Here is a 9,825-nt window from a genome sequence, read left to right on the forward strand (position 1 = left end):
CCTTTCCAATTCACGCCCCATGGGCAGGTACGCATATTCTGTAGGGAAGGAGGGAGGGCCATGCATGTCTACATCGTCCAGCCGGGTGATACGTTGTCGGAGGTGGCCGAGAGATTCCACGTCACCGCTGAGAGACTTTCCGAGGCGAACGATCTCCCGCCCGCCCCGTATCTGCTCCCAGGGTCTGCGCTTTGCATCCCGTCCGAGTTGCACGTTGCGGGCACGGACGGTTTTACCACGGTAGAAGTTCAGCCGGGCGAAACGTTGCGCAGTCTCAGCGAGCGCTGGAACTTGCCGCTGACGTGGCTCGCTTGTTGCAATCACCTGTATGAAGGACGCGTGGAAGCAGGCGACCTCCTGCTGATCCCGCGACGAGATACACGGACAGAGGAAAAAAGGCACCTGCCGCTCGCGGCGATGGAGCCTTGTGTTGGGATGCCCCCGGTCGCCCATGCACTTCGCGACGGGTTGAAAGTCGATGCCGCCGGGCATCTGCATCTCCCGCATTCCCGCTTGGGGGAGAAGGTGTTGTATGTCTGCTCGTTGGATGGACCCCCGAACATCTTGCAAGATGTGGCGAAGGCGATCCTGCGAAGTGACTTTGCGCAAGGGCAGATGTTGGATGAGATGGCGCTTCGTCTGCGGGCGGATGGCGGCGTGGGAGTGGTGTTCCAATGGCAGGCGGTGCGGTCGGATGTCGAGCGTGCGTATCTGAACTTGGTGCGCGAGGCCGGTCGTCGTCTGCGCCCGATGGGGTTGATCGTGGGCTTGCATCTTGCCTCCGACTCTCCGCTTCTGCGCCGCAAGCACTCCCTGACCGAAGTCTTCACGCATGTCGATCACATCTACTATGAACCGGTGAGGACGAAGCCGCGGGACGGCGAGGACTTTTTTCGCAAAGCACCTCCTCCCCTGCTCGGTCTCGACGATGTACAGTCGTCGCTCGAGCGCGTTGACGGTTTGTTGCCCGCTGCCAAGACGTGGCTGACACTCCGTCCGTCAGGTGCCTTCGTAGAGCGTCGTCGGGTGCTCCAACCCCTCTCTCCACACCAAGCGTTGCAGTTCGCCTACCAGCACGGGTTTGCGATCTCTCACGACCGGGGCAGCGAGCTGGCTTGGTTTCGCTGCAGCGGCGGAGAGGGGGGAACGGCTGTGTGGCACGAAGACCTCTGGAGCATGCTCCGCAAATTGGAGTTGGTGGAAACGCTCAAGTTGCAAGGTCTCGCCCTCTGGGAGTCCGGCGCGTATCTGCCCGAGCTCTGGGAGTACATCCGCGGCGAGTATGAAACACGTGAATGAATGACCACGCAAAAAAAAGGCTCTGTCCCGCACGCAGGACAGAGCCTTTTTTGATTACATCAGCCTTGCAATCCCAAGACTTGCTCAATCTTGGGCTGGAGCTTTTCGAAGCCCTTGTCGCCGGCCGTACGGAAGAACAGCTTGCCGTCCGGACCGAACAAGTAGAACGCCGGGACGTACTCGTTCTGGTACGCTCCTGCAATCTTCTGCTCGTTGTCCACCGCCAGCGGGTGGTCGATGCCGTACTTCTCCACATCTGCCTGGATCTTGGCGATCTCGGAATCTGCTTCGTAGCGCGGCTGGTGGACACCGATCAGTTGCAGACCGTGTTCCTTGTACTGATCGCGGTACTTGATCAACTCCGGCATCGTCTCGTGACAGATGTGGCACGAGACTGCCCAGAAGTGAACGAGAACCGTCTTGCCCGTCAGATCAGCCGGCAACTTGTCCTGCGCGAACCATTCGGTTGCGCCGACAATCTCCGGCCGCTCGGTACCTAAACGCATCGGCATGAGCGTTCCTCCTTGAGCTTGGGAAATTACAGGGTTGCTTCGCCTTTTTTCCAGTTCGCCGGGCACAGACCGCCGGTTTGGATCGCTTCCAGAACGCGCAGAACTTCGTCAACGTTACGACCCACGTTCAGGGAGTTGATGGTAGCGTGTTGAACGATGCCTTCCGGGTCGATGATGAAGAGACCGCGCAGTGCGATACCTTCGTCTTCGAGCAGGACGCCGAAGTCACGAGCAACTTGCTGGGTGTTGTCAGCTGCGAGCGGGTAGTTGAGTTGGCCCAGACCGTTTTGGTCGCGCGGGGTGTTGATCCATGCTTTGTGGGAGTGAACGGAATCGGTGGAAACGCCGAGGATTTCAGCGCCGAGTTGTTCGAACTCAGCTGCTGCATCGGACAGCGCGATGATTTCGGTCGGGCAAACGAAGGTGAAGTCGAGCGGGTAGAAGAACAGCACCAAGTATTTGCCTTTGTAGGTTTCGTTCGTGACACGCTCAGCGAGGGTGTCCATGTTTTTCGTGGTCAGCATGTTAAATTCCGGAGCTTTCTTACCAACGAGACGAGACATTGTATTACCTCCTCAGATATGTATCTTACCTAATAATTGTATCCACCCCTGCCCAATTACGCAAGGTACATGTTGAGAAAGTTTCCTTACAGTTGGGACATACTACGTCTGAGTTTCTATCAGAGAGGATGAAGTACCTGATGCCGCGTGTGGTTTGTTATGTGAATACGTGTACGCACTTTGTCACGGGAGACCTCTGTGGGGCCCGTAACATCGACATCATGCACGAAGACGAGACTTCCATGTCGGAGGTCGTGGATCACACCATGTGCAAGACTTTCCACGAAGCAAACGGCGTGACGTCCTATCTCGGGTCGATGGACAACGTGAACTGGGTCGGCACGGCGCTTGAGATGACGATGCCGGGGCATCACCTCGACCCGTCGGTGAGTTGCACGGTGGCGTCTTGTGAGTATTGGACGGAGGGTCGTCTCTGCGTGGCAACCGCCATCGAGGTAAGCGGTGCAGAAGCGAACGAATGCCAAGACACGAATTGCAAGACGTTCGAGCGTCGCAAGGGGGTGTAGGCGGTGGAATTTGATGTACACAATCTCGGGTATGAGCTGACGATCAAGGAGATCGACCGTGAGACCCGCTATGGCAAGTTGGAGTTGGCCGGGATGTCGGGACTCGGAATTGAGAAAGTGGAGCATCTCATGACCAACGGAGAGTTGCCGACCGATGGGGAGAGTCGCGTCCGCGGCGAAGATTTCCTCAACTGGGTGGACCGCAGCGGTGCTCCGGTTGCGAATCAATAGGAAAAGCCGTCCTCCGCGCTGGCGGGTGACGGCTTTTTTCGTGAGTTCTTACATTCCGATTGACAGGTCGCCGGCGTCGGCCAGTTGGTCGAGCGAAATCAGCGAGCCATCCTCTTCTACTTGGAACATCTTGACTTGCTCTCCGGTGACGGAAAATTCGACGAAACACCCCCAGCAATAATACTGCTGGGTACCGATCTTGCCGATGTCGCGGCAGTTGCAGTGGGGACAACGCGTCATGTCGTGGGGTTCCTCCTTCGTCTGGGCGGCAGGGTCACAAGGCCTCGGTGAGTTCGGTGTCGTCGGGGACGATCAAATTGTCCGCACCCATCATGATCGTGGGACTTGCATGCAACAATTTCCGTCCTTGTCTCAGGTCCATGAGAAATCCTTCCGAGATCTCGTACCCTACAATTGTGTGCAAATTTTCATCTAAGTAAACATCTTCCACCGATCCCAGTAACGTTCCGCTCGTCGTCAAAACGTCCTTGCCCACGAAATGAATATCCCCGTCGATCAGGCTGCGTATCAAGCCCACTTCGTCACGGTACTCCTCAATCGAGGATCGGCTCTGCGTGATGATCGCGTCCTCACCGATGCTGTGCAACGCTCCTCGGCTGAGAATGCGGGCGACGGAGAGCAATCCGCCGCGTTCCAAGAGAAAGCTGTGAAACGTGCCTTCCGGAGAGAACAGGACGTCGCGCACTTCGCCGATGTTTTCACCAAGCTCCAAATCCACCACCGGTAGTCCCAGCAAATCTCTGGCTTTTCTCATGCGTGCGCCCCCTCCCCTCTCAGTTGGCTAGCGGTGCAGACGTTTCACCACGTCTGCCGTCTTCTGTGCGGCCTCACGGACTTCATCCACTGTATTGTGCCCCGAAAAACTGAACCGTATCGCCGACATCACCTCATCTTGCGAAAGTCCCATCGCTGTCAGCACATGCGAAGGTTGAAGAGCCCCCGCCGTGCAAGCCGAACCGCTGGAAGCCGCGATCCCCTGCATGTCCAAATTCATCAACAACCGCTCCGCCATGACACCGGGAAACGAGACGTTCAAGATCGAAGGTATGCTCTGCTCCGGAGAATTGATCACGTAGAGTGTCGGGTCCAGTTCCTGTTCAAAGACTTGCAGCATCGTGGTTCGCAACTCTCGGATGTGGGAAAGTTTCGTCTCACGCTCACCCTGGGAGAGTCGAACCGCTTCCCCCATGCCGACGATGCCGAGCAGATTCTCCGTTCCCCCGCGTCGTTTTCGCTCTTGGTTTCCACCGTGCAAAAACGGAGTCCACTTGAGGTTGTGGTGTACGTAGAGCGCACCGATCCCCTTGGGGGCGTGAATCTTGTGACCGGAGATCGAGAGCAGATCGACGTTCAATTTCTCAACGTCGAGTTCGAGCAACCCCAGAGCTTGTACAGCATCGGTGTGCATGACGATGCCCCGCTCCCGTGCGAGCGCTCCAATCTGTTCAACCGGCTGGATCGCTCCGGTCTCGTTGTTGACCATCATGACGGAGATTACTTGCGTGTCGGGACGCAATGCTTTTTCCACCGCTTCAAGGGGTACGATTCCGTTCAACTCCGGGTCTACGTAGGTCACCTCAAACCCTAACTGCTCCAAAAATTCACAGGTATTCAACACGGCATGATGCTCGATGCTCGTCGTGACGATGTGCTTGCCAAACTCTTGACGGGCCAACGCCGCACCGATCAGGGCCGAGTTGTCCGCCTCCGTGCCGCCGCTGGTGAAGACGATTTCCAAAGGTGAAGCATGCAGAACTTGGGCCACCTGCTCCCGCGCCCCCTCCACGGCCGCTTTCGCCTGTCGTCCTGCTTGGTGAACGCTGGACGGATTGCCGTACATGTCACCCAAGAAGGGTTCCATCGCTTGTCGCACACCGGGAGCGACGGCGGTGGTCGCCGCGTTGTCGAGGTAAATCTTCATAGTCGTGACCACTCCTTGCTGACTGGTACTCGTTATGTACAAAAAGGTATGTGGAAGTCACCACATACCCGACTTGACGATCGGTCTGTCTTAGATGTAAAACATGTAATTCGTGCCACCATGGCGCTTTTTCTCAATGAGATCCTTGAGATTGGTGCCATCCAACACCGTGTTGATGGAGTCGCGAACTTTTTCCCAGAGATCGGCCAGCTCTTCCTCGGGGTCTTCTACGATGGTGATCGGCCCTTCAAGGACGCGAATGATGTCGCCGACTGTGATCTCATGCGGCGCTTTCGCCAGGACGTAGCCACCGTATGCGCCCCGGATGCTGCGTACCAATCCGGCATTGCGAAGCGGTGCGATCAACTGCTCCAAGTAATGTTCAGAAAGCGATTGACGCTCTGCAACCGATTTCAATGATACGGGGCCTTCCCCGAAGAACATGCCGAGGTCGATCATCAATGTGACCCCATAACGTCCCTTAGTTGAAAGTTTCATGATCCCATTCTCTCCTCTGTACATACGGTTGAAAAACGCGGGTTGCCCATTTCAATCCCCACTCCGTCGGATGTCCGATCGTGAGGGAGAATAAAATCGTCCCGATGGAGAACGGTCCGCCAAGGAAGATCCCGACGATAACCGCCGAGACTTCAATCATCGTCCGTACCCATCGGATGCTCCACCCCGTTTTCTGGTTGATCGACAACATGAGCCAGTCGCGGGGACCTGCCCCCAGTTGCGACGCGATGTAGAACCCTACACCAAAGCCCATGATGACCACCGAAACGGCAAATTGAAGCAACATCCAATACCAGTGCGTCTGTTCCGGGATCAACGGTTTGATCCAGTCACAGTACGGCCCCAACATGAGAATGTTGATCAACGTGCCGATCTTGGGCCAACTTTTCGCCATCCAACAGGCAATCGCCAGCATCGGCAGTCCGACAAGTTGGTTCGCCACCCCAAAGGACAGCGGAGTGTGCAACGTCACTCCAATGTGCAACACGTCCCATGGAGAAGCTCCCATGTTGGCTCCAATGACGCCGCGAATGCCAAAGGCCATGATGAGCAGGCCGACGTTCATTATGATCAGTCTGCGCAGAAACATCTGCCAGTACGGTTCTTGCTTTTTGGTCAAATTCTTCGTCAACGGAATCTGTTCCCTAGTATGGGTCTCAGTCTGCACGACTATCCTCCGTTCCGTTCACCGCGCCATTGGCGCAGGCGTTCCGCTAAAACTTGCTCGTACCCGTTGCGGGTGGGGTGGTAGAACGTTGTGCCGTGCAATTCTTCCGGCAGGTACGGCTGTTCGACATAATTCCCCGGGAAATTATGCGGATAGAGATATCCTTGACCGTGACCTAACTTCGAAGCCCCTTTGTAGTGGGCGTCGCGCAGGTGCGGAGGCACTTCGACGGAGCTGCCTTCGCGGATCATTTGGAGAGCTGCGTTGATTCCATTGTACGCAGCGTTCGACTTCGGAGCGGTGGCGAGATACGTAACCGCTTGTCCGAGGATGATTCGCCCCTCCGGCATGCCGATCACTTCGACCGCTTGGAACGCGGAGAGAGCAATCTGCAAAGCACGAGGGTCGGCGTTGCCGATGTCTTCCGATGCAGAGATGATCAAGCGGCGTCCGATGAACTTCGGGTCTTCCCCTGCATCGATCATTTTCGCCATCCAATACAGAGCGGCATCCGGATCGGAGCCGCGAATCGACTTGATCAGCGCCGAAGTGGTGTCATAATGCTGGTCGGAACTCTTGTCATAGCGCACGACGCGGCGTTGAATCGACTCGGCGGCGACGTCGAGCGTGAGATGGATGACGCCTGCCTCATCTGGCGGAGTGGATAACACCGCCAGTTCCAAAGCGTTGTAGAGACGGCGGGCATCACCGTCTGCGTACCGTGCGAGATGTTGCAACGCCTCGTCGTCGGCGCTGACGTTGTAATTGCCAAGCCCCCGTCCCGGCAAGGACAGGGCTTTTTTTGCCATCTGGGTGAGATCTTGCTCGGTGTGTTTCTGTAATTGGAAGATCTGCGAACGAGAGAGCAGCGCGGCGTTGACTTCGAAAAACGGATTCTCCGTCGTCGCGCCGATCAGTACGATCAGGCCTTCCTCGACGTGTGGCAAGAGCGCGTCCTGTTGCGATTTGTTGAAGCGGTGGATCTCGTCGACGAACAGGACGGTGCGCTGCTGGTACATCGAGCGGGCGTCCTTGGCATCATCGACCACTTTGCGGATGTCGGCAACGCCTGCTGTGACTGCGTTGAGCGTGCGAAACGTCCGTTTGGTGGAACCTGCAATCACGCGGGCGATGGTGGTCTTGCCCGTACCCGGCGGGCCGTAGAGAATCAGCGACGTGAGGCTGTCGGTCTCGATGGCGCGGCGAAGCAACTTGCCACGCCCCACGATGTTCTCTTGTCCGATCAGTTCATCCAGCGACTGTGGGCGCATCCGAGCGGCCAACGGGGCGTTGTGCTGTTGCTCGGATTCCGCTTGAAACCCAAACAAGTCCATGTTACTTGAGACCTCGCACGACACGGTTGATGATCTCAAGCGCTGTGGTCACGTCTGTTTCCGTTACGTTTAGGTGGGTGACGAAACGAACGAGTTGCGGACCGAAGCCGCCGCAGAGCAAGCCGTTTTTTTTCAACTCGTCAATCAGGAGTTGTTCACTGATACCAAGTCCTGCGATGTTGACGATGACGATGTTGGTGTCAACGGTCGACGGGTCGATTTCAATGCCCGGGATCTGTGCCAGACCATTGGCGAGACGCTTGGCGTTGGCATGGTCTTCGGCGAGACGCTCGACGTTCTGGGTCAGAGCGAGCAGAGCCGGTGCTGCCAAGACACCGACTTGGCGCAAACCGCCGCCGAAGCGTTTGCGCCAGACGCGCGCACGGTCGATGGTGTCACGGTCGCCGACCAACATCGAGCCGACCGGAGCTCCGAGGCCCTTGGAGAAGCAGAACTGCACCGTATCGACATATTGGGCGAAGTCGGACGCTTTGCCGCCGCTTGCCACGACAGCGTTGAACAAACGGGCTCCGTCGAGATGGACACGGATGTCGTGCTCGCGGGCGATCTCGTAAATTTCGCGCATGTTCTCGGTCGGCACCACAGCGCCGCCCGCTTTGTTGTGTGTGTTCTCCACGCAGATCAGCGAAGTGACCGGTTGGTGGATATCGACAGGACGAATCGCGTTGCGTACATCGTTCGGATTCATCGCGCCGCGATGGCCTTTGATCGTGCGGGTTTGCACGCCGCCGAATGCGGATGCCGTCGCTCCTTCATAGAGGAAGATGTGCGATTGCTCCTCCAAAATGATCTCTTCGCCGCTGCGAGCTTGGGAAAGCACGGCGATTTGGTTGCCCATCGTGCCCGAAGTCACGAACAGGCCTGCTTCTTTGCCGAGCATCTCTGCAGCCGTCTCCTCAAGACGTTGTACGGTCGGGTCTTCCCCATATACGTCGTCGCCGACTTCGGCGTTGTACATCGCTTTGCGCATTTCATCAGAGGGTTTGGTGACAGTATCGCTTCGCAGGTCGATGATCATGGGTACGTTCCTCATTTCCGATAAATTCACTCGTCATTAGAATCATTATAGACGAAGCCATGGAAAAAGGCGATGAAAAGTTCATCGCCTCCGTGTTCTCTGGTTGACTTCTCGTTGTGCTTACAGGACGGTCAGAAGTTGCGGGCCGTCCGCCGTGATCGCGAGCGTGTGCTCGTACTGGCAAGACAAGCCGCCGTCGACCGTGCGGGCGGTCCACCCGTCCTCGTCGACTTTGCAGTGGTACTTGCCGGTGTTGATCATCGGCTCGATGGTGAAGACCATGCCTTCGCGAATGCGCGGGCCGCGGCCGGCCGGACCGTAGTGCGGGACTTCCGGACCTTCGTGCATCGAGCGGCCGATGCCGTGCCCGATGAAGTCGCGGACGACGGAGAAGCCTTCTCCTTCGGCGAACACTTGGATGGCGTTGGAAACGTCACCGATGCGGTTGCCGACGACTGCTTTCTCGATGCCCTTGAACAACGAGTCATGGGTGACTTCCATGAGGCGCTTCGCTTGCGGGGAGATCTCGCCCACCGCATAGCTCCAAGCGGAGTCGGCGTTCATGCCGTCGAGGGTGGCGACCATGTCGATGGTGACGATGTCGCCCTCCTTGAGTACGTACTTGCCCGGCATGCCGTGGCAGACGACGTCGTTTACAGAAGCACAGGTGGCGTACGGATATCCGTGGTAGCCAATCTGCGCCGGGATGGCATTGCGCTCGCGCATATAGGTCTCCGCGAATTCGTTAATCTCCATCGTGGTCAGTCCCGGACGCATCATCTTGGCGATCTCGCGGTGGATTTCCGCGATGATGCGGCCTGCTTCACGCATCACGGCGATTTCAGAGGCGGTTTTGATTTCGATCAATGCAGTACACTTCCTTCTACAGTCTGATGTCTACATAGTACTATACCATAGTGTGCCAAACAGTGACAAAAAACGAAACTGCCGACGTGGTGTCAGGCAGTTTCGTTTTGGATGTTACATGAAGAACCGGATGAACATTCCGAGCAAGAGCGGTATTCCGATCTCAACTCTCCGAATGTAGACGAGAGCGAGTATAAACTCAACAAACAGAAAACCGAATACCCGAAGCGCTTCCTCACCGATCCCATAGGTTGCAGCGAAAAGTATCTCTCCGTTTGAATAGGAGAAGATTCCTAGACAAACAAATAGTATCGCCCGCATCCAG

Annotated in this window: 14 protein-coding genes; 4 read left to right on the top strand and 10 right to left on the bottom strand. The window is 56.8% G+C overall.

Annotated features, from left to right (window positions below; translation table 11 throughout):
• Positions 1 to 60 precede the first annotated feature (60 nt).
• Positions 61 to 1,299 (top strand): LysM peptidoglycan-binding domain-containing protein, encoded by a 1,239-nt coding sequence (locus tag JJB07_RS11945; RefSeq protein ID WP_201635283.1) that lies wholly within the window; start codon positions 61 to 63, stop codon positions 1,297 to 1,299.
• A gap of 59 nt (positions 1,300 to 1,358) precedes the next feature.
• Here the strand turns inward: JJB07_RS11945 and JJB07_RS11950 are convergent, their stop codons facing one another.
• Entirely contained in the window at positions 1,359 to 1,811 is a 453-nt protein-coding gene (locus JJB07_RS11950) for a redoxin domain-containing protein (RefSeq protein ID WP_201635285.1), read from the bottom strand.
• A gap of 26 nt (positions 1,812 to 1,837) precedes the next feature.
• The gene (locus tag JJB07_RS11955) at positions 1,838 to 2,374 is read right to left on the bottom strand and encodes a peroxiredoxin (RefSeq protein WP_201635287.1); all 537 of its coding nucleotides are present in this window, start codon (positions 2,372 to 2,374) and stop codon (positions 1,838 to 1,840) included.
• A 128-nt stretch (positions 2,375 to 2,502) separates the two neighbouring features.
• Between JJB07_RS11955 and JJB07_RS11960 the strand changes: the two genes are divergently transcribed.
• Both JJB07_RS11960 and JJB07_RS11965 read left to right on the top strand, forming a co-directional pair.
• Positions 2,503 to 2,901 carry a DUF1540 domain-containing protein gene (locus JJB07_RS11960; protein ID WP_201635289.1) on the top strand — a complete coding sequence of 133 codons (399 nt, stop codon included), beginning with the start codon at positions 2,503 to 2,505 and terminating at the stop codon, positions 2,899 to 2,901.
• 3 nt (positions 2,902 to 2,904) lie between these two features.
• Entirely contained in the window at positions 2,905 to 3,132 is a 228-nt protein-coding gene (locus tag JJB07_RS11965; RefSeq protein ID WP_201635291.1) for a hypothetical protein, read from the top strand.
• Between the two features lie 48 nt (positions 3,133 to 3,180).
• On the opposite strand, the gene JJB07_RS11970 is transcribed toward JJB07_RS11965, so the two are convergent.
• The 8 genes from JJB07_RS11970 to map all read right to left on the bottom strand — a co-directional run bounded on the left by JJB07_RS11970 (position 3,181) and on the right by map (position 9,500).
• A complete protein-coding gene (locus JJB07_RS11970; protein ID WP_201635293.1) occupies positions 3,181 to 3,372 on the bottom strand; it encodes a hypothetical protein in 192 nt (63 codons plus the stop codon).
• A gap of 34 nt (positions 3,373 to 3,406) precedes the next feature.
• On the bottom strand, positions 3,407 to 3,907 hold the full coding sequence (locus JJB07_RS11975) for a PRC-barrel domain-containing protein (protein WP_201635295.1): 501 nt from the start codon (positions 3,905 to 3,907) through the stop codon (positions 3,407 to 3,409).
• Between the two features lie 27 nt (positions 3,908 to 3,934).
• The gene (locus JJB07_RS11980) at positions 3,935 to 5,074 is read right to left on the bottom strand and encodes a cysteine desulfurase family protein (protein WP_201635297.1); all 1,140 of its coding nucleotides are present in this window, start codon (positions 5,072 to 5,074) and stop codon (positions 3,935 to 3,937) included.
• Positions 5,075 to 5,164: 90 nt separating this feature from the next.
• Complete coding sequence (gene cymR, locus JJB07_RS11985; protein ID WP_201635300.1) at positions 5,165 to 5,572, bottom strand: cysteine metabolism transcriptional regulator CymR; 408 nt, start codon at positions 5,570 to 5,572, stop codon at positions 5,165 to 5,167.
• Entirely contained in the window at positions 5,556 to 6,260 is a 705-nt protein-coding gene (locus JJB07_RS11990; protein ID WP_201635302.1) for a DUF6198 family protein, read from the bottom strand. The genes cymR and JJB07_RS11990 overlap by 17 nt, the downstream gene beginning before the upstream one ends.
• 2 nt (positions 6,261 to 6,262) lie before the next feature.
• Positions 6,263 to 7,594 carry a replication-associated recombination protein A gene (locus JJB07_RS11995; protein ID WP_201635304.1) on the bottom strand — a complete coding sequence of 444 codons (1,332 nt, stop codon included), beginning with the start codon at positions 7,592 to 7,594 and terminating at the stop codon, positions 6,263 to 6,265.
• A 1-nt stretch (position 7,595) separates the two neighbouring features.
• A complete protein-coding gene (gene ltaE, locus JJB07_RS12000) occupies positions 7,596 to 8,630 on the bottom strand; it encodes a low-specificity L-threonine aldolase (protein ID WP_201635576.1) in 1,035 nt (344 codons plus the stop codon).
• A 123-nt stretch (positions 8,631 to 8,753) separates the two neighbouring features.
• Positions 8,754 to 9,500, bottom strand: coding sequence for a type I methionyl aminopeptidase (map, locus tag JJB07_RS12005; RefSeq protein WP_201635306.1), 747 nt, complete (start codon positions 9,498 to 9,500; stop codon positions 8,754 to 8,756).
• A gap of 111 nt (positions 9,501 to 9,611) precedes the next feature.
• Here map and JJB07_RS12010 point away from each other — a divergent pair, with 111 nt between their 5' ends.
• Positions 9,612 to 9,779 carry a hypothetical protein gene (locus JJB07_RS12010; protein WP_201635308.1) on the top strand — a complete coding sequence of 56 codons (168 nt, stop codon included), beginning with the start codon at positions 9,612 to 9,614 and terminating at the stop codon, positions 9,777 to 9,779.
• Positions 9,780 to 9,825: the final 46 nt, after the last annotated feature.

It is taken from the genome of Tumebacillus amylolyticus, assembly GCF_016722965.1.
In the GTDB taxonomy this organism is placed as follows: Bacteria; Bacillota; Bacilli; order Tumebacillales; family Tumebacillaceae; genus Tumebacillus; species Tumebacillus amylolyticus.

Bases quoted from the DNA above. Each gene is read 5' to 3' on its own strand.
- JJB07_RS11945 (WP_201635283.1), top strand. From the start codon at position 61: ATGCATGTCTACATCGTCCAGCCGGGTGATACGTTGTCGGAGGTGGCC.
- JJB07_RS11950 (WP_201635285.1), bottom strand. From the start codon at position 1,811: ATGCCGATGCGTTTAGGTACCGAGCGGCCGGAGATTGTCGGCGCAACC.
- JJB07_RS11955 (WP_201635287.1), bottom strand. From the start codon at position 2,374: ATGTCTCGTCTCGTTGGTAAGAAAGCTCCGGAATTTAACATGCTGACC.
- JJB07_RS11960 (WP_201635289.1), top strand. From the start codon at position 2,503: ATGAAGTACCTGATGCCGCGTGTGGTTTGTTATGTGAATACGTGTACG.
- JJB07_RS11970 (WP_201635293.1), bottom strand. From the start codon at position 3,372: ATGACGCGTTGTCCCCACTGCAACTGCCGCGACATCGGCAAGATCGGT.
- JJB07_RS11975 (WP_201635295.1), bottom strand. From the start codon at position 3,907: ATGAGAAAAGCCAGAGATTTGCTGGGACTACCGGTGGTGGATTTGGAG.
- JJB07_RS11980 (WP_201635297.1), bottom strand. From the start codon at position 5,074: ATGAAGATTTACCTCGACAACGCGGCGACCACCGCCGTCGCTCCCGGT.
- cymR (WP_201635300.1), bottom strand. From the start codon at position 5,572: ATGAAACTTTCAACTAAGGGACGTTATGGGGTCACATTGATGATCGAC.
- JJB07_RS11995 (WP_201635304.1), bottom strand. From the start codon at position 7,594: ATGGACTTGTTTGGGTTTCAAGCGGAATCCGAGCAACAGCACAACGCC.
- JJB07_RS12010 (WP_201635308.1), top strand. From the start codon at position 9,612: ATGTTACATGAAGAACCGGATGAACATTCCGAGCAAGAGCGGTATTCC.